At 65.0% G+C, this 24,865-nt stretch carries 23 protein-coding genes; 11 read left to right on the forward strand and 12 right to left on the reverse strand.

Annotation, left to right across the window (positions count from 1 at the left end; genetic code table 11):
- Positions 1-89: 89 nt before the first annotated feature.
- From BM031_RS04300 to typA, 11 genes are all read left to right on the forward strand, one after another.
- Entirely contained in the window at positions 90-1,034 is a 945-nt protein-coding gene (locus BM031_RS04300) for a rhodanese-like domain-containing protein (protein ID WP_091871608.1), read from the forward strand.
- Between the two features lie 148 nt (positions 1,035-1,182).
- The gene (locus tag BM031_RS04305) at positions 1,183-2,196 is read left to right on the forward strand and encodes a glucokinase (RefSeq protein ID WP_091871610.1); all 1,014 of its coding nucleotides are present in this window, start codon (positions 1,183-1,185) and stop codon (positions 2,194-2,196) included.
- Between the two features lie 347 nt (positions 2,197-2,543).
- Positions 2,544-3,290: an SMC-Scp complex subunit ScpB gene (gene scpB, locus BM031_RS04310; protein WP_091871612.1), complete on the forward strand. Its 747-nt coding sequence runs from the start codon at positions 2,544-2,546 to the stop codon at positions 3,288-3,290.
- Positions 3,277-5,175: a 23S rRNA pseudouridine(2605) synthase RluB gene (gene rluB / locus BM031_RS04315; RefSeq protein WP_091871614.1), complete on the forward strand. Its 1,899-nt coding sequence runs from the start codon at positions 3,277-3,279 to the stop codon at positions 5,173-5,175. The genes scpB and rluB overlap by 14 nt, the downstream gene beginning before the upstream one ends.
- Positions 5,176-5,494: 319 nt before the next feature.
- On the forward strand, positions 5,495-5,983 hold the full coding sequence (gene rimP, locus BM031_RS04320; protein WP_091871616.1) for a ribosome maturation factor RimP: 489 nt from the start codon (positions 5,495-5,497) through the stop codon (positions 5,981-5,983).
- Positions 5,980-7,545, forward strand: coding sequence for a transcription termination factor NusA (nusA, locus tag BM031_RS04325; protein WP_091871618.1), 1,566 nt, complete (start codon positions 5,980-5,982; stop codon positions 7,543-7,545). Before rimP ends, nusA begins: the two co-directional genes overlap by 4 nt.
- Before the next feature lie 46 nt (positions 7,546-7,591).
- On the forward strand, positions 7,592-10,429 hold the full coding sequence (gene infB / locus BM031_RS04330; RefSeq protein ID WP_091871620.1) for a translation initiation factor IF-2: 2,838 nt from the start codon (positions 7,592-7,594) through the stop codon (positions 10,427-10,429).
- 310 nt (positions 10,430-10,739) lie between these two features.
- Positions 10,740-11,141 (forward strand): 30S ribosome-binding factor RbfA, encoded by a 402-nt coding sequence (rbfA, locus tag BM031_RS04335; protein WP_091871622.1) that lies wholly within the window; start codon positions 10,740-10,742, stop codon positions 11,139-11,141.
- Positions 11,138-12,064: a tRNA pseudouridine(55) synthase TruB gene (truB, locus tag BM031_RS04340; protein ID WP_091871624.1), complete on the forward strand. Its 927-nt coding sequence runs from the start codon at positions 11,138-11,140 to the stop codon at positions 12,062-12,064. The genes rbfA and truB overlap by 4 nt, the downstream gene beginning before the upstream one ends.
- A gap of 57 nt (positions 12,065-12,121) precedes the next feature.
- The gene (locus tag BM031_RS04345; protein ID WP_091871626.1) at positions 12,122-12,661 is read left to right on the forward strand and encodes a hypothetical protein; all 540 of its coding nucleotides are present in this window, start codon (positions 12,122-12,124) and stop codon (positions 12,659-12,661) included.
- Between the two features lie 296 nt (positions 12,662-12,957).
- Positions 12,958-14,790: a translational GTPase TypA gene (typA, locus tag BM031_RS04350; protein WP_091871628.1), complete on the forward strand. Its 1,833-nt coding sequence runs from the start codon at positions 12,958-12,960 to the stop codon at positions 14,788-14,790.
- Between the two features lie 247 nt (positions 14,791-15,037).
- On the opposite strand, the gene BM031_RS04355 is transcribed toward typA, so the two are convergent.
- From BM031_RS04355 to flgB, 12 genes are all read right to left on the reverse strand, one after another.
- On the reverse strand, positions 15,038-16,042 hold the full coding sequence (locus tag BM031_RS04355) for a hypothetical protein (RefSeq protein WP_091871632.1): 1,005 nt from the start codon (positions 16,040-16,042) through the stop codon (positions 15,038-15,040).
- Between the two features lie 6 nt (positions 16,043-16,048).
- Entirely contained in the window at positions 16,049-16,960 is a 912-nt protein-coding gene (flgL, locus tag BM031_RS04360; protein WP_091871635.1) for a flagellar hook-associated protein FlgL, read from the reverse strand.
- Between the two features lie 11 nt (positions 16,961-16,971).
- Positions 16,972-18,345 carry a flagellar hook-associated protein FlgK gene (gene flgK / locus BM031_RS04365; RefSeq protein ID WP_091871637.1) on the reverse strand — a complete coding sequence of 458 codons (1,374 nt, stop codon included), beginning with the start codon at positions 18,343-18,345 and terminating at the stop codon, positions 16,972-16,974.
- Positions 18,346-18,419: 74 nt separating this feature from the next.
- Positions 18,420-18,764 (reverse strand): rod-binding protein, encoded by a 345-nt coding sequence (locus BM031_RS04370; RefSeq protein WP_091871641.1) that lies wholly within the window; start codon positions 18,762-18,764, stop codon positions 18,420-18,422.
- The gene (locus BM031_RS04375) at positions 18,764-19,885 is read right to left on the reverse strand and encodes a flagellar basal body P-ring protein FlgI (RefSeq protein ID WP_177207651.1); all 1,122 of its coding nucleotides are present in this window, start codon (positions 19,883-19,885) and stop codon (positions 18,764-18,766) included. The genes BM031_RS04370 and BM031_RS04375 overlap by 1 nt, the downstream gene beginning before the upstream one ends.
- A gap of 7 nt (positions 19,886-19,892) precedes the next feature.
- Positions 19,893-20,543, reverse strand: coding sequence for a flagellar basal body L-ring protein FlgH (gene flgH, locus BM031_RS04380; protein ID WP_091871643.1), 651 nt, complete (start codon positions 20,541-20,543; stop codon positions 19,893-19,895).
- Positions 20,544-20,547: 4 nt separating this feature from the next.
- Positions 20,548-21,333, reverse strand: a complete 786-nt coding sequence (flgG, locus tag BM031_RS04385; RefSeq protein ID WP_177207652.1) for a flagellar basal-body rod protein FlgG — start codon at positions 21,331-21,333, stop codon at positions 20,548-20,550.
- A gap of 33 nt (positions 21,334-21,366) precedes the next feature.
- Entirely contained in the window at positions 21,367-22,095 is a 729-nt protein-coding gene (locus BM031_RS04390) for a flagellar basal body rod protein FlgF (protein ID WP_091871649.1), read from the reverse strand.
- Positions 22,095-23,288 (reverse strand): flagellar hook protein FlgE, encoded by a 1,194-nt coding sequence (locus BM031_RS04395; protein WP_091871651.1) that lies wholly within the window; start codon positions 23,286-23,288, stop codon positions 22,095-22,097. The genes BM031_RS04390 and BM031_RS04395 overlap by 1 nt, the downstream gene beginning before the upstream one ends.
- 14 nt (positions 23,289-23,302) lie before the next feature.
- Entirely contained in the window at positions 23,303-23,986 is a 684-nt protein-coding gene (locus BM031_RS04400) for a flagellar hook capping FlgD N-terminal domain-containing protein (RefSeq protein WP_091871654.1), read from the reverse strand.
- Positions 23,987-23,990: 4 nt separating this feature from the next.
- Complete coding sequence (gene flgC / locus BM031_RS04405) at positions 23,991-24,395, reverse strand: flagellar basal body rod protein FlgC (protein ID WP_091871656.1); 405 nt, start codon at positions 24,393-24,395, stop codon at positions 23,991-23,993.
- 16 nt (positions 24,396-24,411) lie between these two features.
- The gene (flgB, locus tag BM031_RS04410) at positions 24,412-24,771 is read right to left on the reverse strand and encodes a flagellar basal body rod protein FlgB (protein ID WP_091871661.1); all 360 of its coding nucleotides are present in this window, start codon (positions 24,769-24,771) and stop codon (positions 24,412-24,414) included.
- Positions 24,772-24,865: the final 94 nt, after the last annotated feature.

Consider the following 24,865-nt stretch of genomic DNA (forward strand, 5'->3'; position numbering starts at 1 on the left):
CGATCCGTAAAAGGCTGGCCCAGCCGCCCCTACCGAAGGACAGGGCAGTGCGTCCTGTGGGGGGGCGAAATTTGCGCTACACTGAATCAATGTCCCAGCTAGTCGACCTGCTCCAGATCTACGGTGTGCTGATTGTGTTCGGCATCGTTCTTGTCGAACAGTTCGGCCTGCCCATTCCCGCTTTCCCGATCCTGGTCGTGGCCGGCGCGCTGTCGGTCGACGGCGATGTCAGCTGGCCCCTGTGCCTGGCGGCGGCGGTGGGCGCCTGCCTGATCTGCGACATGTTCTGGTTCCGCGCCGGGCGCTTCTACGGCAAGCGCATCCTGCGGCTGCTGTGCAAGATTTCCCTTTCTCCCGATTCCTGCGTCAACCAGACCGAAGACCGTTTTCGCCGCTTTGGCGCGAAATCGCTGCTGGTTTCCAAGTTCGTCCCCGGTTTCAATACCATCGCTGCGCCGCTGTCGGGGGCGATCGGCACCCAGACCCCGCAGTTCCTGGCCTTTTCGGCCACCGGTGCGCTGCTGTGGAGCGGCAGCGGCATCCTGCTCGGCGTGCTGTTCCACGACAGCGTCGAGAACCTGCTGGACTGGCTCGAGACCATGGGAGGCACCGCCATCATGGTGCTGGGCAGCCTGCTGGCGCTGTTCATCGCCGTCAAATTTGTCGAGCGGCGCCGCCACCGCGCCCGCATCGCATTGCCGAGCATCGAGATCCAGGAGCTCAAATCGCTGATCGACGGCGGCCACAACCCGGTCATCGTCGACGCGCGCAGCCTGACGGCCCTGGAACTCGAAGCCGCGATTCCCGGCGCGCTCGTGTTCCGGTCCTGCGAGCCGTCCCAGCTCATGGCCAGCATCGACCGCGACCGCCATATTGTTGTTTACTGCAGCTGCCCGAACGATGTCACCGCCGCCGAGGTGGCGAAGCAGTTCCTGGCCAATGGTTTCCACCGTGCCCGACCGCTCAGGGGCGGGCTCGATGCCTGGAATGCCCACCAGAACCCCGGTCCTGAGCTCAAACCCGTCATTTGTTAGAATTAGGTAGTCCTACTACGTGATTTAAATGAGTGTTGCAATGCGGGTCGGGTGGTAAGTGCCACGCGCTGTACCTAAACTACAGAATGTTCTTGTAATACCACTACAAAGTTTAGTAAGCTTGGTCATCGCCTATTCAATAGCTGCAATGACCGCTTCCGCTTCCCGCCCCGATTCCGATTCCTCCTCCCACCCAGGCGGCGCGCGCCTGCTTGCCGATATCGGCGGCACCAATGCCCGCTTCGCGCTGGAAACCGGGCCAGGGCGTTTCGAAGCGATCGAGGTGCTGTCCTGCCACGCCCACGATACCCTGGGCGACGCCATCGGCGCCTACCTGGCGCTGCCGCAGTCCGCCGCCCTGCACGGGGGCGTGCGCCATGCGGCCATTGCCATCGCCAACCCGGTCAGCGGCGACCAGGTGCGCATGACCAATCACCACTGGGCCTTCTCGATCGAGGCGCTGCGCCGCGAATGCGGGTTCGACACCCTGGTGGTGGTGAACGATTTCTCGGCGCTGGCGCGCTCGCTGCCCCACCTGGGCGAGCACAAGCGCCAGGTCGGCGGCGGCGCGCCGGAGTCCGATGCGCCGCTCGGCCTGCTGGGCGCCGGCACCGGCCTGGGCGTTTCGGGCCTGGTTCCGGCGGGGCAGGGCTGGACCGCGCTGCGCAGCGAAGGCGGCCATGTCAGCTTCTCTCCGGTCAACGAGACCGAAGTCGCCATCCTCCAGTACGCCTGGCGCGAGTTCGAGCATGTCTCCAGCGAGCGCCTGTTGTCGGGCGCCGGCGTGGAACTGATCTACCGCGCGCTCGCCGAGCGCGCCGGCCGTCCCGGCAGCCTGGCGGCGCCGGAAATCTCGCGCCGCGCCTTGAGCGGCGAATGCGCGCTGTGCGACGCGGTGGTGGAAGCCTTCTGCGGCATGCTCGGCACCGCCGCCGGCAACCTGGCCATCACCCTCGGCGCCCAGGGCGGCGTGTATATCGGCGGCGGCATCGTGCCGCGCCTGGGCGAGCGCTTCGTGGCCTCGTCCTTCCGCAGCCGCTTCGAGCAGAAGGGCCGTTTCAGCGCCTACCTGGCGCAAGTGCCGACCTATGTGATCACGGCCGAGTACCCGGCCTTCCTCGGCGTGTCGGCGATTTTGTCGGAAAAACTGGACGCGGCTTGACAAAATAGCGTCGCATCCCCGACGCGCCGCGGGCGGGGCTTGTCCGTTCGCCGGTTTTATCGGTTACAATGGTCCTCAATCGTCAGAAACGATGTCGTCCACGTGCGCCATCCGTCCAGCCTGAACGACCAACAGCTACCGCCCGCCTGGCACGCGGGCAGTCGTGGCGGGTACCAAACCCACCACCTTTTGTCAGTCCGGCGCATCCCGCCCGGGCCTACGGATCCAGATTTTGCACGCAGCACCTTTGCACCGCGGCTCATCCTGCCCGTGGCTGGCATCCCTGCTGCTACCCGATAACAGTTTTGTTTGATGTTCCTGCATGCGAAGCGTGACGACACCGCCACATGAATACTGACGAGGCCAAGCGCGTCCTCGAGGCCGCCCTGCTGTGCGCGCGCGAGCCCATGACGATCCACGGCATGAGGAAGCTGTTCGCCGAGGTCGACAGCAACGGGCGCCAGCTCAATGCCGGCGTCGGTTCCGACACGATCAAGATTTTGCTGGAAGAATTGCGCCAGGACTGGCAGGGGCGCGGCATCGAAGTCGTCAGCCTGGCCTCCGGCTGGCGCTTCCAGAGCCGGCCCGAGATGAAGCCTTACCTCGACCGCCTGGCGCCCGAGAAGCCGCCCAAGTATTCGCGCGCCACGCTCGAGACGCTGGCGATCATCGCCTACCGCCAGCCGGTGACGCGCGGCGACATCGAAGAGATCCGCGGCGTGGCCGTGAACTCGCAGACGGTCAAGATGCTCGAAGACCGTGGCTGGATCGACGTGGTCGGCCACCGCGAGGTAGTGGGGCGCCCGGCGCTGCTGGGAACGACGAAGCAGTTTCTCGACGACCTGGGCCTGGCCTCGCTGTCGCAACTGCCGCCGCTGCAGGCGGTGGCCGACGGACCGGACAGCCGCAGCCTGGAAGCGCTGGAAGCGGCACTGAAAGAAAACTTTGACAAGGCGGACGCGGCAGCGCACGCCGACGAGACAGACACTGCGACCGGCGCCGAGCCTGTCGAAGTCCCGATTTTTGACCAGGAAACGGCATCTGCCGCTGGGCCGGGTCAGCACAATAAAGATACGAACGATGAATCCAACTGAACCGAACGACAAGCCTGTCGACGCCCTCGACGCCGCGGCCAAGCCGAAACGCACCCGCAAGCCCGCCGCCGTCGCCGACGTCGCGCAAGGCGCAGCGCCGGAAGCGGCAGCCAAGCCCAAGCGCACCCGCAAGGCCGCCGCCGACGCGCCGGCCGCTGCCGCCGACGCCGCCGCCGAGCCGGTCGCCAAGGCCCGCAAGCCGCGCGCCGCCAAGCCGGTTGCCCTTGAGGCCGCGCCCGCCGCCGCGCCTGAAGCCGCCGCCGCAGCGCCCGCCGCCGCCGCCGCTCCGGAAGGCGAGCAGCGCAAGCCGCGCGGCCCGCGCCAGATGCGCGAAAAGCGCCAGGAACGCGAAGCGCACCAGCAGCTGCGCGCTGCCGAGACCGCCGAAGCGGCCCCGCTGGAAGCCGGCCAGCCGGCCGATGCCGAGGGCGAAGCCGGACGCGAAACGCGCGAACCGCGCCAGCGCGGCCAGCAAAAGCAGGGCAAGCGTCCCCAGCAGGGGCAGCCTGGCCAGCCGGGCGCGCAAGCCGGCCGCCAGCAGGGCAAGGGCGGCAAGCCGCAGCAGGGCCGGCCGCAGGGCAAGCCTGGCGCCAAGGGCAATGAAGCCGACGCCGTGTTCTCCTTCGTCACCTCGGACGATTTCGACGCCACCGAAGGCGGCCGTGGCCAGCAGCCGGCCAAGGCCGTGCGGCGCGACCTGACCGCCGACGACGACGCGCCGAAACTGCACAAGGTGCTGGCCGAAGCCGGCCTCGGTTCGCGCCGCGACATGGAAGACCTGATCGTCGCCGGCCGCGTGTCGGTCAATGGCGAGCCGGCCCACATCGGCCAGCGCATCCTGCCGACCGATGCGGTGCGCATCAATGGCAAGCTGATCCAACGCCGCGTCAACAGCAGCAAGCCGCCGCGCGTGCTGGTGTACCACAAGCCGGCCGGCGAGATCGTCAGCCACGACGATCCGGAAGGCCGTCCATCGGTGTTCGACCGCCTGCCGACCATGAAGACCGGCAAGTGGCTGGCCGTGGGGCGCCTCGACTTCAATACCGAAGGCCTGCTGCTGTTTACCACTTCGGGTGACCTGGCTAACCGCCTGATGCACCCGCGCTACAACATCGACCGCGAATATGCGGTGCGCACCCTGGGCGAGCTGGAAGAAGGCATGCGCCAGAAGCTGCTCGCCGGCGTCGAGCTCGAAGACGGCCTGGCCTCGTTCACCAAAGTCCAGGACGGCGGCGGCGAAGGCATCAATAAATGGTACCGCGTGGTGATCGGCGAAGGCCGCAACCGCGAAGTGCGCCGCATGTTCGAGGCGGTCGGCCTGACCGTCTCGCGCCTGATCCGTACCCGCTACGGCGCCATGACCCTGCCGACCGCCCTCAAGCGCGGCCGCTGGGAAGAGCTGGAAGAAAACGACGTGCGTTCGCTGATGACGGCCTTCGGCGTCGAGAAGAAGGGCGCAGCCCCTGAGCAGGGCAGGGGCGGCAAGGGCGGCGGCAAGCCGCACGGCGGCCCGCGCAATAACAGCGACGATAGCCGCCGCAGCGACGGCAACCGCATCGACCGCGCCGACGCCAACCGCAACGTCGACCCGTTCGGGCCGCCGGTGGCGCGGGTCGGTGGCCGTCCGCAAGGGCAGGGCCCGGCCGGCTTCGGCGGCGGCCAGGGCGGCCGTCCTCAGGGGGGTGGCGGTGGCGCCGGCGGCGGCAAGGGCCGTGGCGGCAACCCGAACAGCTTCGCCAACAAGCAGGGCAGCAGCAGCCGGCCGAAGCAGCCCGATCCGCTGCAGACCACCTTCGGCTTCGCCGGCACCGGCGGTGGACGCCGTGGCGGCCAGGGTCCGCGTGGTTCCGAGCACGGCCTGCCGCGGCGCGGCCGCCGCGGCTAAGCTTGGCGGGGCAGGCGGCGCACGCGCGAGAGAAATTTCCGCGGCGCCGGGCACGCGATGCGGCAATGCCGTAGAATGCAGCCCATGCCCTGATGTGGTCATCCTGCCAACTGTTGCTTTTTGCTCTATTCTCTGGTCATTTTTGGCCCGGCGATTGCGAGAGAGGCAGTATCACTGTATAATTTGCAGCCTAATCGAAGTTCTTCCCATTATTTTTTTGGTGCAAGTGCTTTCATCTGGTTGGGTTGTAAATACAAAAAGATGGGCAGATGCCCATTTTTTTTTTGGTAAATCGTTTTAGAAGCCCTGGAGAAGTGCCGTGCAGCAGTTTGAACTCATCGCAAAAACAGTGGGTAGCCTTGGCTACGAACTCGTGGATGTCGAGCGGGGCGAGCGCGGGATCCTGCGCGTGTATATCGATTTTCCTGCTGATACCGTGGAAGAGAAGGGCCCGATCACGGTCGAGGACTGCGCCACGGTCAGCCACCAGCTGTCGCACGTGTTCACGGTGGAAAACGTGGATTATGAACGGTTGGAAATCTCGTCGCCGGGCCTCGATCGCCCGGTACGGACCCTGCCCGACTTTGCGCGCTTTGCCGGACACGAATGCACGGTCAAGCTGCGCGTCGCCATGCCGGGCACTGCGAACCGGAAAACCTTTACCGGTATCCTGCGCGGCGTCGAAGGCGACAAGGTTGGTCTGGAAATTGAAAATAAAGATGGCGCAGCGTTGTTGGAATTTACGCTGGCCGAATTGGACAAGGCACGTTTGGTGCCGCAGGTGGATTTTAGGAGTCGCAAAGCATGAGTCGCGAAATTTTGTTACTGGTGGATGCGCTTGCGCGCGAAAAGAACGTCGATAAAGAAGTGGTTTTCGGGGCGCTTGAATTCGCGCTCGCGCAGGCCACGAAAAAACGCTATGAAGGCGAGGTCGACATTCGCGTGGCGATTGACCGCGACACCGGTGAATTCGAGACTTTCCGCCGCTGGCACGTCGTGCCGAACGAGGCCGGCCTGCAGCTGCCCGACCAGGAAATCCTGCACTTCGAAGCCATGGAGCAAATTCCTGACATCGAAGTCGACGAATACATCGAAGACCCGATCGAGTCGGTCGAGTTCGGCCGCCGTTTCGCGCAGGACACCAAGCAGGTCGTGCTGCAGCGCGTGCGCGATGCCGAACGCGAGCAGATCCTGCAAGACTTCCTCGAGCGTGGCGATTCGCTGGTCACCGGCACCATCAAGCGCATGGAGCGGGGCGACGCCATCGTTGAATCGGGCAAGATCGAAGCGCGCCTGCCGCGCGACCAGATGATCCCGAAAGAGAACCTGCGCATCGGCGACCGCGTCCGCGCCTTCATCCTGCGCGTGGACCGCAATATGCGTGGCCCGCAGGTGATCCTGTCGCGTACCGCGCCGGACTTCATCATGAAGCTGTTCGAACTCGAAGTGCCGGAAATCGAGCAAGGCCTGCTGCAGATCAAATCGGCCGCCCGCGACGCCGGCGTGCGCGCCAAGATCGCCGTGTTCACCTCCGACAAGCGGATCGACCCGATCGGTACCTGCGTCGGCATGCGCGGTTCGCGCGTGCAAGCTGTTACCGGCGAGCTGGGCGGCGAGCGCGTCGACATCGTGCTGTGGTCGGACGATCCGGCCCAGTTCGTGATTGGCGCCCTGGCCCCGGCCAATGTGTCGTCGATCATGGTTGACGAAGAAAAGCACGCCATGGATGTCGTGGTCGACGAAGAAAACCTGGCCATCGCGATCGGCCGTTCGGGCCAGAACGTGCGCCTGGCGTCGGAACTGACCGGCTGGAAGATCAACATCATGACGGCCGAGGAATCGGCCAACAAGGTGCAGCAGGAAACCGCCGCAATCCGCGTGCTGTTCATGGAAAAACTGGACGTCGACCAGGAAGTGGCCGACATCCTGGTGGAAGAAGGTTTCGCCAGCCTCGAGGAAATCGCCTACGTGCCGATCTCCGAAATGCTCGAGATCGAATCCTTCGACGAAGACACCGTCAACGAGCTGCGTACCCGCGCCCGTGACGCCCTGGTGACTGAGGCGATCGCTTCGGAAGAAGGCCTGGAAGGCATGGAAGAAGGCCTGGTCAACCTCGAAGGCATGGACCGTACCACCGCCGGCAAGCTTGGCCTGGCGGGCATCAAGACGGTCGAGGCCTTCTCGGCCCTGGCCTACGACGAATTCGGCGCCATCCTGGCCTTGTCGTCGGAACGTGCCGGTGAACTGATCAAGAACGAATTTAATGATGTGACCGACGATGAGATGAAGCTGGTCGACAGCAAATATGATGACCGCGCCAAGGCGCTGCAGGCGAAAGCCTGGAGCCTGGCAGAAACGGCCAAGGCATAATTTGCAAATCTTTATCATCTCCGCGACACATAGAAAAGAGGACTGAATGGCGAGTAACAACGTAGCCCAATTTGCCACCGAACTGAAGATGCCTGCAGACCTGCTGCTGACGCAGCTGCGCTCGGCCGGCGTCGAAAAAAGTTCGACGTCAGATCCCTTGTCAAAGGATGATAAGGACAAGCTGCTGAACCACCTGCGCCGTACCCACGGCGCAGCGGAATCGACCGAAAAGAAAAAGATCACGGTGACCCGCAAGGAAACCACCGAGATCAAGCAGGCCGACTCGAGCGGCAAATCGCGCACCATCCAGGTGGAAGTGCGCAAGAAGCGCACCTTCGTGCAGCGCGACGACCCTGTCGCGGCGCCGAAAGTGGAAGCCGAACCGGTGATCGATGCCGCCGAACTGGCGCGCCGCGAGGAAGACGCGCGCCGCCAGACCGAGCTGATCGCCCGCCAGGAAGCGGACCTGCGTGAAAAGCAGGATCGCCTGGCCAAGCTTGAAGCGGAAGAGGCTGCCCAAGCCAAGGTCGCCGAAGAGCAGGCCAAGCGCGAAGCGGCCGAGCAGAGCAAGCGTGACGCCGCTGCCCAGGCAGCTGCGGCCGCCGCCGCTGCCGCCACCGCCGCCACCGGCGCCGCCGACGAGAAGGCCCAGGCCGCCGCCGCGGAAGCCAAGAAGCGTTCCGAGGACGCCACCCGCGAAGCCGCCGAGCGCGCTGCCGCGACCGAGAAGGCGCGCAAGGCCGTGGCCGACGAAGTCGCCCAGATCAAGCTCATGATGAGCCAACCGCGCCGCGTCATCAAGGCGCCGGAACCGGTCGCCAAGCCGGCCGCCCCTGCTGCCCCGACCGGTACCCTGCACAAGCCAGCGACCACCGACAAGAAGCCGGGCGAGGTCAAGAAAGCCGACGACAAGAAGCCGGGCGACAAGAAATCGATCAAGTCGGCCAATGTGTCGTCGACCTGGTCGGACGACGCCAAGAAGCGCGGCGCACCGAGCGGCCCGAAAGGCCGTGGCGGCCCGAGCACCGGTACCGGCCGTGACGGCTGGCGCAGCGGTGGCCGTAGTGGTGGCCGCCGTTCGCACAGCGATGACCGCGAAACCAATTTCCAGGCGCCGACCGAAGCCATCGTCAAGGACGTCCACGTGCCGGAGACCATCACGGTCGCCGAACTGGCGCACAAGATGTCGGTGAAGGCATCGGAAGTCATCAAGCAACTGATGAAGCTGGGCCAGATGTGCACCATCAACCAGGTGCTGGACCAGGAAACCGCGATGATCCTCGTGGAAGAAATGGGCCACAAGGCATTCGCGGCTGCCGAGGACGATCCGGAAGCGCTGCTGGCCGACCAGGGCGAGCACGCCGAGTTCGAATCGACGTCGCGCGCCCCGGTGGTGACCGTCATGGGTCACGTCGACCATGGTAAAACCTCGCTGCTGGATTACATCCGCCGCGCCAAGGTGGCGTCGGGCGAAGCCGGCGGCATTACCCAGCACATCGGTGCATACCACGTGGATACCCCGCGCGGCATGATTACCTTCCTGGATACCCCGGGCCACGAGGCGTTCACCGCCATGCGTGCCCGTGGCGCCAAGGCCACCGACATCGTCATCCTGGTGGTGGCGGGGGACGACGGCGTGATGCCGCAAACGAAGGAAGCAATTGCCCACGCAAAAGCTGCTGGCGTGCCGCTGGTAGTCGCGATCAACAAGATGGACAAGCCGGGTGCGAATGCCGACCGCGTGACGCAGGAACTGGTCACCGAAGGCGTGGTGCCGGAAGAATACGGTGGCGAATCGCCATTCGTGCCGGTGTCGGCCAAGATGGGTACCGGTATCGACGACCTGCTGGAACAAGTGCTGCTGCAGGCCGAAGTGCTGGAACTCAAAGCCCCGACCGAAGCGCCGGCACGCGGCCTGGTGGTCGAAGCGCGCCTCGACAAGGGCAAGGGCCCGGTCGCGACGATCCTGGTGCAGTCGGGTACCCTCAAGCGCGGCGACGTCGTGCTGGCCGGTTCCTCGTTCGGCCGCGTCCGTGCGATGCTGGACGAAAACGGCAAGCCGATCGCTAGCGCGGGTCCATCGATCCCGGTCGAGATCCAGGGCCTGACCGAAGTGCCGAGCGCCGGTGAAGAAGTAATGGTCATGGCCGACGAGCGCAAGGCGCGTGAAATCGCCCTGTTCCGTCAAGGTAAGTTCCGCGACGTCAAGCTGGCCAAGCAACAGGCCGCCAAGCTGGAGAACATGTTCGACCAGATGGCCGAAGGCGAAGTCAAGAACCTGCCGCTCATCGTCAAGACCGATGTGCAGGGTTCGCAGGAAGCGCTGGTCGGTTCGCTGCAGAAGCTGTCGACCTCGGAAGTGCGGGTCCAGATCGTCCACGCGGCGGTCGGCGGCATCACCGAATCGGACGTCAACCTGGCAGTGGCCTCGAAGGCAGTCATCATCGGCTTCAACGCCCGTGCCGACGGCCAGGCCCGCAAGCTGGCGGAAGCCAACGGCGTCGACATCCGTTACTACAGCATCATTTACGATGCGATCGACGAGATCAAGACCGCACTGTCGGGCATGCTGGCTCCGGAAAAGCGCGAGACCATCACCGGCCAGGTCGAGATTCGCCAGGTCATCCTGGTCTCGAAAGTCGGCGCGATCGCGGGCTGCCTGGTCACCGATGGCGTGGTCAAGCGTTCGTCCTCGGTCCGCCTGCTGCGCAACAACATCGTTGTGTGGACCGGCGAGATCGACTCGCTCAAGCGCTTCAAGGACGACGCGAAAGAAGTCCGCGCCGGCCTCGAGTGCGGCCTGTCGCTGAAGAACATGAACGAAATCCAGGTCGGCGACGTGCTGGAAGTGTTCGAAGTGACCGAAGTGGCGCGTACGCTGTAATCCACGCACTTGGCGTACCATGGGGGCCAGGACGCTTCGCGGCGAATGCCGCGGGGGGGCCTGGCCCTTGTTTTATTTAGATGCTGGACGCGGGCGCCATTTGTGGGCCCCCAGCCCTAAGACCGTCGTACCGGCGAAGGCCGGTACCCAATTGCCATGCGCAGCCGCTGGCTTCACGCACAGGCGGTAAGCACGCAAAATTGGGTCCCGGCCTGCGCCGGGACGACGACTCATCGTTTGGTGGCCGGAAATCGCGCTACCGTGTGCGCGAGCACGTTAAAACACACAAGAACAACACAGGCAGTAAATCATGGCAAAACACAGCAAAAGCATCCCCCAGCGCGGCCTGCGCGTCGCCGACCAGATCCAGAAAGACCTCTCGGAACTGATCGCCTACGAACTCAAGGACCCACGCGTTGGCATGGTCACCATCAGTGAAGTCCAGCTGACCCCCGACTACGCCCACGCCAAGGTTTTCTTCACCCTGCTGAAAGACAGCAAGGAAGAGATCAAGCTCACCCTCGAGGGCCTCACCAAGGCCTCCGGCTACCTGCGCAACCTGCTCGGCAAGCGCCTGCACATCCATACGCTGCCGGCGCTGCACTTCGTGCACGATACGTCGACCTCGCGCGGGCTGGCGATGTCGGCCCTGATCGACCAGGCCAACGCCACGCGCGCGGCCGACGCGGACGACCCGTCGGATACAGAGTGAACGCACGGCCTCCGAAAAAGCCGCGCGACCTGGTCGACGGCGTCCTCTTGCTCGACAAGCCGGTCGGCCTGTCGTCGAACGACGCCCTGATCAAGGCGAAGCGCGTGCTCAACGCCAAGAAGGCCGGCCACACCGGCACGCTCGACCCGTTCGCCACCGGCCTGCTGCCGCTGTGCTTCGGGGAAGCGACCAAGTTCTCGCAAGACTTGCTGGAAGCCGACAAGACCTACGAAGCGACCGTGCACCTGGGCATCATGACGACCACCGGCGACACCGAGGGCGAGCTCATCGAGCAGCGCGAGGTCGACGTGACGCGCGAGCAGATCGAGGCGGCGCTGGCGCGTTTTCGCGGACCCATCTTCCAGGTCCCGCCGATGTACTCCGCGCTCAAGCGCGACGGCAAGGCCCTGTACGAATACGCGCGCGAAGGCATTACGCTGGAGCGCGACGCGCGCCCGGTGACGATCCACGGCCTGTCGCTGGTCGACTATACGGCGCCTTTCCTGAAGATCCTGGTTACCTGCAGCAAGGGGACCTACGTACGCGTGCTGGGCGAAGACATCGGCGCGGCGCTCGGCGTCGGCGCCCACCTGAACGCGCTGCGCCGCATCCAGGTCGGGCCCTTGTCGATCGAGAAAATGATTTCGCTGGAAGACCTGCAGGCCCACGCCGAGCCGCTGTCGCTGCTGGCCCCGGTCGACGCCTTGCTGGCCAGCTTCCCGGCGGTCGAGCTCACGCCTGAACTGGCCAAGCGCTTCCTGAACGGCCAGCGCCTGGCGCTGGGCAAGGAAGAGGTGAGGGTGCCGGCCGAGCTGGGCCGGGTGCGGGTCTACCATGACGGCAAGCTGCTGGGCACGGCGAACCTGCAGGAATACGCGATCCTGGCGCCGGAGCGCCTGATCGCGGCGCCGCAAACAGCCTGATTATTTCCTTGGAAGCAATAATGCGCTAGTATTATTGCTTTATATTCAAGGATCAGCATGCGCCTCTTTCTTGCCCTCGTTTTCGCCTCGCTCGCGTCTACCTGCCTGGCCGCGGATGATCCCAAGCAGGCCACGGCCGAGCGCCTGGTCGCGCTGCTCCAGATCGACGAGCTGTACCAGGACGTCGCCGCCGCCTGCAGCGGCCGGATCGACCTGCCAGGGGAATTACGCAAGACCTGGGAAGCGAACCGCCAGCATTACGCGGGGCTGTCGCCGGCGTCCGCCTACTGGCCGGAGGCTGAGGCACTGTACGCCAGCTACCGCGCCGAAGTGTGCGCCGGCAATACGGCTGAAGCGGCCAGGAAAATCTATGCGAAGGTCTTCGCGACCCGGCTAAGCCAGGCTGAGATGGAGGGCGCCGTGGCGGCGCAGGATACGCCCGAGGGCAGGGCGCTCCAGGCCGCCGTCCGCGAGGCCGCCCGGCTGCTGTCGCTCTACCAGGTGGAGGAACAGGAACGCGCCATCGCCGCGGCCGGGCAGCGCTACCGCGAGCGTGTGCGGGAACTGGCGGCGCGCCACAAGGCGAACCCGCGCTAGTTTCACGAAGGCCTTGAAATAGCGCAAACCGCCCCTATATTGCTCACTGGTCCGGAACCGGCAGCGACACGCTGCCTGGCGGCGTCCGGGCTGTCATCACTCTTCAATATTGCGCCGCTATCATCGCTGGAATGCTCCGGCGGGGCAATTCGATCAGATTTCCGGCCTTTTCCCGTTGTTGCAGAGCAGCAGGGGGGCATAAGCATGCTATAGTAGCGGGTTACGGAAATCGGTATTGCGCACCATTCATCGATACCGTGTCCATCCATCACGCAACATTCACTGTTGAAACTCATATGTCAGATACTAAACGCGCGATTCGTAATATCGCAATCATCGCCCACGTTGACCACGGCAAGACCACCCTCGTGGACATGCTGCTGCGTCAATCCGGCACGTTCCGTGAGAACCAGGCCGTGGAAACCCGCGTGATGGATTCGAACGACCTCGAAAAAGAACGCGGTATTACCATTCTGTCGAAGAATTGCGCTGTCGAGTACGAAGGTACCCACATCAATATCGTCGATACCCCAGGCCACGCCGACTTCGGCGGCGAAGTCGAGCGCGTGCTGTCGATGGTCGACTCGGTGCTGCTGCTGGTCGATGCGCAGGAAGGCCCGATGCCGCAGACCCGCTTCGTGACCCGCAAGGCGCTGGCCCTGGGCCTGAAGCCGATCGTCGTCGTCAACAAGGTCGACCGTCCGGGCGCGCGCGCCGAGTGGGCGATCAACCAGACTTTTGAGTTGTTCGACAAGCTGGGCGCCACCGATGAGCAGCTCGACTTCCCGATCGTCTACGCCTCGGGCCTGAACGGCTACGCCGGCCTGACCGAAGACGTGCGCGGCGGCGACATGAAGCCCCTGTTCGAAGCGATCCTGCAACACGTTCCAGTCCGTGACGACAATCCGGACGGCCCGCTGCAGATGCAGATCACCTCGCTGGATTACTCGTCGTACGTCGGCAAGATCGGCATTGGCCGCATCTCGCGCGGCCGCATCAAGGCCGGCCAGGACGTCATCGTCCTGAACGGTCCTGATTCGACCCCGATCAAGGGCCGCATCAACCAGGTGCTGAACTTCAAGGGCCTGGAACGCGTGCTGGTCGATGAAGCCGTCGCTGGCGACATCGTCCTGATCAACGGTATCGAAGAAATCGGCATCGGTTCGACCGTGTGCGCACCGGACGTGCCGGAAGCACTGCCGATGCTGACCGTCGACGAGCCGACCCTGACCATGAACTTCATGGTCAACAACTCGCCACTGGCCGGCCGCGAAGGCAAGTTCGTCACCAGCCGCCAGCTGCGCGAACGCCTCGACCGCGAACTGAAAGCCAACGTCGCCCTGCGCGTGGCGCCAACCGACGACGATACGATCTTCGAAGTCTCGGGCCGCGGCGAGCTGCACCTGACGATTTTGCTGGAAAACATGCGCCGCGAAGGTTTCGAGCTGGCGGTGTCGCGTCCACGCGTCGTGTTCAAGATGGTCGATGGCGTGCGCCAGGAGCCGTTCGAGAGCCTGTCGGTCGACGTCGAAGAAGTCAACCAGGGTGGCGTGATGGAAGAACTGGGCCGCCGTCGTGGCGACCTGCAGAACATGGAATCGGACGGCAAAGGCCGTGTCCGTCTGGAATACCTGATCCCGGCCCGTGGCCTGATCGGCTTCCAGGGCGAATTCATGACCCTGACCCGCGGCACCGGCCTGATGAGCCACGTGTTCCACGAGTACGCACCAGTGGACAACAGCAAGGGCGAAATGGCCGGCCGCCGCAACGGCGTGCTGATCTCGCAGGATGACGGCGCCGCCGTCGCCTACGCGATCTGGAAGCTGCAGGACCGCGGCCGCATGTTCGTGTCGCACAACGATCCGGTGTACGAAGGCATGATCATCGGCATCCACTCGCGCGACAACGACCTGGTCGTCAACCCGATCAAGGGCAAGCAGCTGACCAACGTGCGTTCGTCGGGTACCGACGAAGCCGTGCGCCTGGTGCCGCCAATCCAGATGTCGCTGGAATACGCCGTCGAGTTCATCGAGGACGACGAGCTGGTCGAGATCACCCCGAAATCGATCCGCCTGCGCAAGCGCCACCTGAAGGAACACGAGCGCAAGAAGGCCAGCCGCGAAGCGTAATTTGCTTCCTGGTCGAATGAAAAACCCGCTGCCTGCAGCGGGTTTTTTTATGGGCTAACGGTGCGCGGGCACACTTGGGTTCCGGCCTTCGCCGGAACGACGTTGATATGAGGTAAAGCTGTTCGTATCTAACGACCTCTGAACTGTCGTTCCGGCGAAGGCCGGAACCTCATTCCATCGCACAGCAAAGAAAAAAGCTCCCGCCGCAAACCTGCGAACGGGAGCTTTTTCACGAAAATTGCTCTTTTTAACGTAATCCGAGCAGCGCCTGCACCCGCTCCCGGCTCACCCCCACCAGCGCCGACGTGATCGCCAGCAGCGACTGGTAGTCATGGCTCGCCGCCGTCGCCGCGAAGTCACCGGTAATGACCGCCATTTCCGCTTCCGGCAGCGCGACCGTCGCCGTGGCCATCATCGCCGCGCTGAGCGCCGCGCTGGCCGCATCCTGCGAACGGCGCACCCGGGCCAGCGCCTGCACCACTTCGCGCAGGCTCTGGCGCAGGGCGTCCGGGTTGCCAGCGGTCCATTGTTGGGGCGCGATCACGGCAGGCTCTTCGACCGTATCCACGCGGCCGCGGCCGGAGATCGCGATCGCATCCTTGATGCCGACCCATTCCGCTTCCGGAGCGCTGAACACCAGCTGCTGCTGGTTGTCGAGGGCCACGCGGACCTTCACCGGCGACAGTGTGCGATCCAGGCGCGCGGCGATTTCCTGGGCCGTCATGCCCGCTTCGATGGTCGCGCTCAGCTGCGGGCCGCCGCTGCTGCCGATGGCGAAGGCGTAGTTCTGCTGGCCGGCGGACTGCAGGGCAGCCACGTCGAAACCGCGGATGCGGAAGCGCGTGGCGGCCGGTGCGCCGCCGTTGAAGTCGAGCTGGGCGTCGATCCCGCCGCCGCCCTGGCTGCGGCGCGCCTCGAGCGCGCTGGACAGCTGGCGCGAGCGCGCTTCGATCTGGCGCGCCGGGTCGCTGCGGCCGGTGATCTTGGCGCTCAGGTCGGCTTTCAGGGCTTCGAGCTGGGAGGCGACGCGTTCGAGGTAGTCGAGCGCCTGCTGGGCGCGGGCAACATTGCCCTGCATCTGGTTGTCCCAGCGGATGCCGCGCTTGAGCGGGGCCGCGGCGGGGGCGACCTGGGTGACGACGCGGCTGTCCGGGTCGGCCGGACGGACGGCAGTCGTGCGCACCGCCGCGCTGTTGGCGGCGGCGGTGGTGGTGCCAAGGGCCGGGTTGGCCGGGCGAAGGGCTGCTTCCATATGCGATTACAGGACCGAGAACAGGGACATCGTGCCGATGCGGCTATAGGCTTTATACGTGGCTTGCAGGGCGGTCGAATAACCGTTGAGCGCGGTGGCTGCCTCGCCGACGTCGAGCGCGCCGATGTCGGTGATCGCCATCCGGTTCGACAGGCTGACGTTGGCATGGTTGGCGTCGAGCGTGGCCATGATGTTCTGCGAGCCGCCCAGGTTGGCGATCTTGCCGGTCACCAGGTCCAGCGCATCGTCGAAGCCCTTCAGGCCATTGCCCAGCACCATGCGCACGGCCGGATCGTTGGCCGATACCGTCGGGCTCTTGAGCGTGTCGATGCTCAGGTCCAGGTGATTCAGCAGCTTTTCGAGGCCCTGCAGGTTCTGGTTGGCGGCCTGGGTGATGCCATTGCCGACGACCACATTCTGCGAATTCGTGTTGCCGACATAAGTGTAGCGCGAACCGACCGGGGCGGTCGCGTCGTACTTGATCGGCGCGGTCTTGGTCAGGGTGCCCGAGAAAATATAGTGGCCTTCCTGGTCGATCGAGTTGGCGTTGTAGAACACGCTTTCCCGCAGCGACTCCAGCGGGCTGACCATCGCCTTCAGGTCGTCCGGCGCATTGCTGCCGTCCGAGGCCCAGACCAGCAGGTCGCGGCCGTTGACCATTTCCTTGGACATATTGCTAAGGTAGCCCTCGGTCTTGGTCAGGCGGATCTTGATCGAGGCAATGTTGTCGCGATACTGCTGGACCGTGCTTTCCTCGCGCGACAGGCGCGCCAGGCGCACGCTGTCGACCGGGTCGTCGGACGGCACCAGGATGCGCTTGTTGCTCGCCATCTGCTGGGTGAGGGTGGTGATACGCTCCTGGTTGGCCTGGAGCGACTGGTTCATCGTCGATTGGTACTGGGTGGTCGCGATACGCATGGCGGTGTCCTTTAGCCCATCATCGCCAGGGTGGCGTCGAACAGCTGGTTAGCGATGGCAATGACTTTCATGTTCGCCTGGTACATGTTCTGGTACTCGACCAGGTTGACCGCTTCCTCGTCCTGGTTCACGCCGCTGGTCGACTGCCAGTCGTCAACCGACTGGGAGCGCACGGTCTGGGTGGTCTTCAGTGCGGCCTTGTTGAGCTGGCTGTCGACGCCAAGCTTGCCGACGATCTGGGTGTCGGCGTCGCTCAGCAGCACGGTGCCGATGGAACCGACCGTGATCGGCTGGCTCTTGATGGCGACCAGCTTCTGCAGGTTGCCGGTGTCGCCCGGGGTGCCGTCGCTGGAGAAGGCCAGGTCTTCGGCGATGAAGCTGTTGGAGACCTTCAGCATGTCCGAGTTGCCGCCCGCGGTGAACACGAACAGCGGGGCGCCGGCGCTGCCGTCCGGCTTGAAGCCCAGCGCCAGCTGGGCGTTGGTCTTGCTGGCCACCTGGCGCGCGATGTCGGCGATGTCGTTTTGCAGCGGCACCAGCTTTTCGGTTTCGTACTTGCTCAGGCCGCCCAACTGGCCGCCCAGCTTGGCGGCGTCGAGCACGTAGGTGGTGCCGGCGAAACTGAGCGAGAATTCCTGGGGCGAGGTGGCGGTCGGGGCCGCTTTCAGGGTGCCGTGCAGGCTGCCCAGCACCAGCGCCTGGCCGGTCTTGAGCGAGACGTCGCGGGTGCCGTCGGCATTGTCCGATACTTCCAGCGCCATCTTGCCGGCCAGCTCGTCGATGGCCTGGTCGCGCGCATCGATCATGCTCGATGCGCTGACGCCGCCGGCCTGGGCTTCGCTGATCTGCTGGTTCAGGCGCGCGATCGAGGCGATCTGGGCGTTGGCCGAATCGACGATCGCGCCGCGCTGGTTGCGCACCGATTGCAGCTGGCTGTTGAAGACGTTGTTCAGGCCGTTGAAGCGTTCCGACATCAGCGCGGCCGAGGTCAGCACCTGCTGGCGCAGCGGGGTCGAGCCCGGGTCGCCGGCGACCGCGTTGAGCGCGCCGAAGAACTGGTCGATGCCGGCCGACAGGCTGGCGGTATCGTCGCCCATGACGTTCTCAAGCTGGCTCAGGTAGGGCTGGGTCTGGCTATTCGAGCCCAGGTCCGAGGCGGCGCGCCACATGGCCTGGCTCTTGTAGCCATCCGAGAAACGCAGCAGCGAGCTCACCTGCACGCCACTGCCGGCCGACTGCGGATTGGCGCCCGGGCCGATGGTGGACAACAGGGCGGACTGGCGGGTATAGCCCTTGGTCTGCAGGTTGGCGATGTTCTGGCTGCTGGTGGTGAGCGCCACCTGGGCGGCAAGCGCGCCCGACAGTGCGTTATTGATGATGGCCATGGTGCTGGTTCTTCCTCGAGGCGGGTTACAACTGAAACAAGGCGACCGTTTACGGCCGCTTGTTAAGCTGTTCGTTAAGCTTTCGTTCCAGGCTTGGCCGTGGGGACCAGCTGGCGCAGGATCGCATCGGCGATGCCGAAGGCGCGATTGCCGGCCATGTTCCCGGCCAGCAGGTCGTCCGCCATGTCCTGCATGTCCTGGTTGACCTTGTTGTTGAACACGCTATCCTCGGTGGCCATGGCGCGGGTGGAATTGCGCATTTCCTTGAGCATGTGCGAGACAAAAAAGCGCTCGAACTCGACGGCGGCCTTGGTGGCCTTGGCCACGTAAACCGGGTCGACCGCCGGCTGGGCGGCGGCCGCGACCGGCGCGTCGAGTTCCGGCTTGAGGAGCATCGCCTGCTGTTGTTCGATCTTCATCAGATCACCACCAGTTCGCCTTCGATCGCGCCGGCCTGGTCGAGCGCCTGCAGGATCGCCATGATGTCGTCGGGCGAGGCGCCCAGGCTATTGACCACGTCGATGATGGTCTGCAGCTTGGCGCCGGCCGGCCAGCGGAACATTTGTCCGGAACCCTGGTCCACCGACAGCTTCGATTCCGGCGTGACGGCCGTTTGGCCGCGCGAGAGCGGGCCCGGCTGCGACACGCGCGCGCTTTCCGAAATGATCACTTTCAGCGCGCCGTGGGTGACCGCGGCCGCCTTCACGCGCAGGCCGTCGGCAATCACCACGGTGCCGGTGCGCGAGTTGAACACGACCTTCGGCACTTCCACGCCCGATTCGATCGACAGATTGTTCAGCTTGGCCATGAAGGCCACGCGCTCGGTCGGGTTCGATGGCGCGGCCACTTCGACGCTGGTGCCGTCGGCGGTGGTGGCGATCTGGCCGTAGCGCTTGTTGATCGCCTCGACCACGTTGGTGGCGGTCTCGAAATGCGGCTGGCGCAGGCGCAGCATCACTTGCGGGCGGGTCGAGAAGTCCGACGCGATCTCGCGCTCGATCATGGCGCCGTTCGGGATACGGCCGGTGGTCGGGGTATTCACCGTCACCGAGGAACCGCTTTTGCCGGTGGCGTTCAGGCCGCCGACCACCAGGTTGCCCTGGGCCAGCGCGTAGATTTCGTTATCGGCCGCGCGCAATTGGGTCAGCAGCAGGGTGCCGCCGCGCAGGCTCTTGGCGTCGCCCAGCGACGACACCGTGATGTCGATCGCCTGGCCACGGCGATAGCCGGGGGGGAACACGGCCGACACCATGACGGCGGCCACGTTCTTGTTCTTGGCGTCTTCGCCTTCCGGCAGGCGCACGCCGAACTGCTTGAGCATGTTGACCACCGACTGGCTGGCGTACTTGACCTGGGTCGAGTCGCCGCTGCCGTTCAGGCCGACCACCAGGCCGTAGCCGACCAGCGGGTTCTCGCGCACGCCTTCCACGCTGACCAGGTTGCGCAAGGCTTGCGCCGCCGAAGCTGGCAGGGCGGTGCCGACGATCAATACGCATAACGTGATTCGAAAAACGCGGGCAACACTATTAAATTGAATCATGTTGTCCTCAGAACGGCATCAGCGGGCTGTTGAAGAAGCGGGTCAGCCAGCCTGGGGTGTTGGCGTCGGCCAGTGCGCCTTTCGCCGAATAGGCGATGCGGGCATTGGCCACGCGCAGCGAGGAGACCTGGTTGTCGTTGTCGATGTCGGCGGCGCGCACGAAGCCTTTCAGGCGCACGAATTCCTCGCCCTGGTTCAGGGTGAGGTTCTTTTCGCCGGCCACGCGCAGCAAGCCGTTCGGCAGCACTTCCTGCACGATCACGGTCAGCGCGCCGGACAGGGCGTTCTGCTGGGTGCTGGTGGCGTCGCCTTCGAACGACCGGTCGGCCGACATGTCGATCGCCGCCTTGCCAAACGTCTTGCCGAGCGCGCCGATCGGGGCGACCGCCACCGACGAACCCTTCGAGAAGCTGGTGCCGGCGCGCTTGCTGGCCTGGGTGGTTTCCTGCAGGATCACTGTGACCGCGTCGCCCACGCGGTAGGCACGGCTGTCCGAGGTCAGCGACACGGTGTCACCCGTGAACACGCCGCCGGAGACGCCGCGCGACGCCGCCCGGGTCATTGGCACCTGGTCGTCGTCGTTCGGGGCCTGGCGCGGCGCGGTTGACGCGCAGCCGGCCAGGAGGAGGGCGCAGAGCGCCGCGGTAAACAGTTTCATTGGATTAGCGGGCAGCCTGTGCCAGGTACTGGAGCATGTTGTCGGCCGCCGACAGCACCTTGGTGTTCATCTCGTAGGTGCGCTGGGCGGCGATCATGTCGACCATTTCCTCGACCACCTGCACATTCGAGCCTTCCAGCGCGCCCTGCTTGAGCTTGCCGAGGGCGCCATCGCCCGGACGGCCTTCGTTGGCGGTGCCGGAGGCGGCGGTTTCCTGGAACAGGTTCTCGCCCAGTGCCAGCAGGCCGGCCGGATTCACGAACCCGGTCAGGGTCAGCTGGCCCAGTTCGGTCGGGGCGGTGGAACCGGCGACGGTGGCCGAGACCATGCCGTTTTCGCCGATGGTGATGGCGGTGGCGTTCTGCGGCACGGTGATCTGCGGCACCAGGGCCAGGCCCTGGGCATTGGTCAGGGTGCCGTTGGCATCGACCTGCAGCTGGCCGGCGCGGGTGAAGGCCGGTTCGCCGTTCGGGCGGCGCACCTGCAGGAAGCCGGCGCCGTTGATGGCCACGTCCAGCGGCTGGCTGGTGGTTTGCATGTTGCCGTTGGTGAAGACCTTCTGGGTACCGACGATGCGCGTGCCGTTGCCGAGCTGGACGCCGTTGGACACGGTGTTATCCGCGCTCTGGGCGCCCGGCTGGGCGTCGACCTGGTAGAACAGGTCTTCGAACACGACGCGGTCGCGCTTGAAGCCGACGGTGTTGACGTTGGCCAGGTTGTTGGCGATCGCCTGCAGCTTGGCATCTTGTGCCTGCACGCCGGTCTTGCTGATCCACATTGCTGGATTCATGGGTACTCCCTTATTTGGTCAAGGTGGCGTAAATTACGCGCCGATCAGGCGGTTGCCCACTTCATTCATGCTGTCGCTGGCCTTGAACAGCTTCATCTGGATCTCGAAGCTGCGGTTCAGGCTCATCACGGCGACCATCTCTTCCACCGCCGACACGTTGCTGCCCTCGAGGGCGCGGCCGCGCACGGTGACGTTGGCGTCGGCTTCGAGCGGGGCGCCCGCGCGCGAGACGATCAGGCCGGCTTCGTTCTTGGTCAGTTCCGCACCTTCGGCATTGACCAGGCGCAGCTTGTCGATGGTCTGCATGGTGGTGGCGCCTTCGGTCATCACCGAAATCGTGCCGTCAGTGCCGATCTCGACCGCCTGGTGCGGCGGCAGGGTGATCGGGCCGCCTTCGCCCATCAGCGGGTGGCCGTGCACCGACAGGGCGCCGTCGGCATCGATGTCGATCGCGCCGGCGCGGGTATAGGCTTCGCCGTCGCCGTACTGCACCGCCAGGTAGCCGCCGCCATTGATGGCCACGTCCAGCGGGCGGCCGGTTTCGCGCACCGCGCCGGAGCGGGTCGCGATGGTGTCGGCTTCGGTCCTGGCCAGGTGCATGCTGTCGTAGCCGTAGCCATTCTGCTGGGCCTGGGTGGCGGCGATCGCGAGGTTGGCGCGAAAGCCCGAGGTCTCGATATTGGCCAGGTTGTTGGCGTGCACCTGCTGCGCACGCAGGGTGCGCTCGGCCCCGCTGACGGCGGTGAAGATCAGCTTGTCCATTACAGCGCCTGCATCAGCGCTTGCATCATCTGGTTCTCGGTCGTGATGACCTTCGAATTGGCCTGGTAGTTACGCTGCGAGGTCATCAGGCCCACCAGTTCCGAGGTGATGTCGACGTTCGAGCCTTCCAGCGTGCCTTTCGACAGCTTGCCGGCCAGGCCCACGCCCGGGGTGCTGTACAGCGGCGCGCCGGAGCCGTTGTTGGCGGCCCAGCTGGTGTCGCTGGTCGAGATCAGGCTGCCTTCGTCGGGGAAGGTGGCGATCGCCAGGGTGCCGACGACCTGCTGCTGCTCGTTGCTGTACTTGGCCACGACCGAGCCGTCTTCGGCCAGTTCCACGCCCACGAAGCTGCCCGAGGCATAGCCGTCGCTGCGGTTGGTGGTGGTGGTGGCTTCGCCGGCGAACTGGGTGCTGCCGGCGTAGTCGACGACGAAGGCCAGCGCAGCAGCGCCCGGCGCCGGCACGGTCATCGAGGCGCTTTTGGACGAGGTCGCTGGCAGCTGGCCGTTGGTATCGAAGGTCAGGGTCGAGGTGCCGGCGATCGGCGCCGCGCCGTCGAAGGCGTAGTGCACGGTCACGGTGTTGGCCGGGGTGGCGGCTTTGACGAAATACTGCGACACGGTGTGCTGGTTGCCCAGCGAGTCGTACACCACCGACTGCTTGACCATGTTATAGCTGCTCGAGTCGGCCGGGTTGAGGGTGGCGGTGGTCGGGACTTTCCAGTCCGCCGACATATTGCCCACGAACGTCACGCCGGTGCTGGCCTTGGCCGCGATCTGGCCGGTCGGGACCTTGATGTCGCCCATCACGCCCAGCACGCCACCCACGGTCGGGCCATAGCCCTGCACGTTGCGGCCGGCCGCATCGACCAGGTTGCCTTCCTTGTTGGCCGAGAAGATGCCGACGCGGGTGTACTGCATCACGCCCTGGGCGTCGCGGCTGGTGAAGAAGCCACGGCCCTGGATCGCGGCATCGAGGCCGCGGCCGGTATTCTGCAGGCTGCCGTTCTGGCCGATGTTCTGGGTCAGCGAAGCCACTTCGACGCCGTTGGCCTGGTCGCCGGCATACACCGAGGCGAAGTTGGCGCGGCTGCTCTTGAAGCCGAAGGTGCCGGCGTTGGCGATGTTGTTCGAGACGGCTTCCAGCTGCTCGTTGATGGCCTGGATGCCGGACAGTGCGATATTGAAGCTCATGAGAATTCCTTTTTTCAGTTATCGGTAGCGGCCAGGCGCTTGCCCTTGCCGTTGAAGCCGGTGACACTCGATGGGTCGACCTCGCCGATGCCGGCGACCTGCAGCACGATGCCGCCGCTGGCGGACATGCGCACGCTGTCGAGGCGGCCGGACACTTCGACCGCCGGTTTGGTGCCGTCCGATGCTTCGGCACTGATGCTGTAGTTGCCCGGCGCCAGGCCGAGCGCGACCGGATCGATCGTGAAGGGCAGGGCGCCGGCGCCATGGGTCGGCAGGCTGATGCGGTGCTGCTGGCCGTCCACGCCGGTCAGCACCAGGCTGGTGGCGCTGCTGGCGCCGCCCAGCTGCACGCTGCCGCTGATGCTGTCTTCGCCCAGGCGCACGCGGCTGGCCGCGACCGACACTTCGGTGCCGACCTGGCCGCCCATCGCCAGTACCTGCAGGCTTTGCAGCATGCTGGCGCTGGCGCTCTGGGTCTGGGCCAGCTGCTGCAGCGCTTCGGTCTGGGAAAGCTGCGAGAGCTGGTTGACGAACTGGCTCGGGTCCGACGGCGCCAGCGGATCCTGGTTGCGGATCTGCGCCACCAGCAGCTTGGTGAACATGTCCTTGTTCTCGCTGGTGGCGGTGCTGGTGGCGACCCGGTCGGTGGCCGGCGTGTTGTTGGCCGTGAAGCCGAAGGAATTGGTGGTGGTGACCATGGAATCAGCCCTCGCCCAGTTTCAGCAGGGAGGCCTGCATGTTCTTGATGCGGCCCATGACCTCGACATTGGTCTCGAAAGCGCGCGACGCGGACATCATGTCCGCCATCTCGGCCACTTCGTTGACGTTGGCGTAGTACACCATGCCGTCGGCGTCGGCCACCGGGTTGTCCGGCTCGTACATCTTGCGCAGCGGCTCGCTCGACTGGACCACGTCCAGCACCTGCACGCGGGCGCCGCCCTCGTCGCCCATGACCGAAGCGAACACGGGCTTGCGGGCGCGGAAGCCTTCGGCTTCGGAGCCGGCCACGGCGTTGGCATTGGCCAGGTTGCTGGCGATCGTGTTCAGGCGCACGGTCTGCGCGGCCATGGCTGAACCGGCGATGTTGGAAATATCCTTGAAACCCATGTTCTATCGTCCCGGATTATTGGCCGTTGATGGCTTTGTTCAGGCCGCGCAGCTTCATGTTGATGAAGGTCAGGCTGGTCTGGAAGTCGGACGCGTTCTGCGAGAACGCCGCCTGCTCGACGCCGATTTCCACCGTATTGCCGTCGGCGCTGGGGTGGAAGGGCACGCGATACAGCGGGCCCTCGCCCGACAGGGTAGGCTCGCCGGCCTCGGCGTCGATCTGCTCCTGCAGGGCCGAGGCAAAGTCGATGTCGCGCGCCGTATAGCCGGGCGTGCTTTCGTTGGCGATATTGGCGGCAAGCACGCGCGTACGTTCGGCGCGCAGGTGCAGCGCGTCGGCGTGTACGCCCATTGCGTCCTTAAAATTGATCGTCATGGCATCCTCTGTCGGTGGTCTGCAGTTTGTTTCTGTAAAATGGCCGCTTATGACTTTTCCGCGACCCTCTATTTAACAATGATTGCTTTCCGTA

Origin of the sequence: Massilia yuzhufengensis (assembly GCF_900112225.1) — a bacterium.
In the GTDB taxonomy this organism is placed as follows: Bacteria; Pseudomonadota; Gammaproteobacteria; order Burkholderiales; family Burkholderiaceae_D; genus Telluria; species Telluria yuzhufengensis.

Bases quoted from the DNA above. Each gene is read 5' to 3' on its own strand.
- BM031_RS04300 (WP_091871608.1), top strand. From the start codon at position 90: ATGTCCCAGCTAGTCGACCTGCTCCAGATCTACGGTGTGCTGATTGTG.
- BM031_RS04305 (WP_091871610.1), top strand. From the start codon at position 1,183: ATGACCGCTTCCGCTTCCCGCCCCGATTCCGATTCCTCCTCCCACCCA.
- scpB (WP_091871612.1), top strand. From the start codon at position 2,544: ATGAATACTGACGAGGCCAAGCGCGTCCTCGAGGCCGCCCTGCTGTGC.
- rluB (WP_091871614.1), top strand. From the start codon at position 3,277: ATGAATCCAACTGAACCGAACGACAAGCCTGTCGACGCCCTCGACGCC.
- nusA (WP_091871618.1), top strand. From the start codon at position 5,980: ATGAGTCGCGAAATTTTGTTACTGGTGGATGCGCTTGCGCGCGAAAAG.
- infB (WP_091871620.1), top strand. From the start codon at position 7,592: ATGGCGAGTAACAACGTAGCCCAATTTGCCACCGAACTGAAGATGCCT.
- rbfA (WP_091871622.1), top strand. From the start codon at position 10,740: ATGGCAAAACACAGCAAAAGCATCCCCCAGCGCGGCCTGCGCGTCGCC.
- BM031_RS04345 (WP_091871626.1), top strand. From the start codon at position 12,122: ATGCGCCTCTTTCTTGCCCTCGTTTTCGCCTCGCTCGCGTCTACCTGC.
- typA (WP_091871628.1), top strand. From the start codon at position 12,958: ATGTCAGATACTAAACGCGCGATTCGTAATATCGCAATCATCGCCCAC.
- BM031_RS04355 (WP_091871632.1), bottom strand. From the start codon at position 16,042: ATGGAAGCAGCCCTTCGCCCGGCCAACCCGGCCCTTGGCACCACCACC.
- flgL (WP_091871635.1), bottom strand. From the start codon at position 16,960: ATGCGTATCGCGACCACCCAGTACCAATCGACGATGAACCAGTCGCTC.
- flgK (WP_091871637.1), bottom strand. From the start codon at position 18,345: ATGGCCATCATCAATAACGCACTGTCGGGCGCGCTTGCCGCCCAGGTG.
- BM031_RS04370 (WP_091871641.1), bottom strand. From the start codon at position 18,764: ATGAAGATCGAACAACAGCAGGCGATGCTCCTCAAGCCGGAACTCGAC.
- BM031_RS04375 (WP_177207651.1), bottom strand. From the start codon at position 19,885: ATGATTCAATTTAATAGTGTTGCCCGCGTTTTTCGAATCACGTTATGC.
- flgH (WP_091871643.1), bottom strand. From the start codon at position 20,543: ATGAAACTGTTTACCGCGGCGCTCTGCGCCCTCCTCCTGGCCGGCTGC.
- flgG (WP_177207652.1), bottom strand. From the start codon at position 21,333: ATGAATCCAGCAATGTGGATCAGCAAGACCGGCGTGCAGGCACAAGAT.
- BM031_RS04390 (WP_091871649.1), bottom strand. From the start codon at position 22,095: ATGGACAAGCTGATCTTCACCGCCGTCAGCGGGGCCGAGCGCACCCTG.
- BM031_RS04395 (WP_091871651.1), bottom strand. From the start codon at position 23,288: ATGAGCTTCAATATCGCACTGTCCGGCATCCAGGCCATCAACGAGCAG.
- BM031_RS04400 (WP_091871654.1), bottom strand. From the start codon at position 23,986: ATGGTCACCACCACCAATTCCTTCGGCTTCACGGCCAACAACACGCCG.
- flgC (WP_091871656.1), bottom strand. From the start codon at position 24,395: ATGGGTTTCAAGGATATTTCCAACATCGCCGGTTCAGCCATGGCCGCG.
- flgB (WP_091871661.1), bottom strand. From the start codon at position 24,771: ATGACGATCAATTTTAAGGACGCAATGGGCGTACACGCCGACGCGCTG.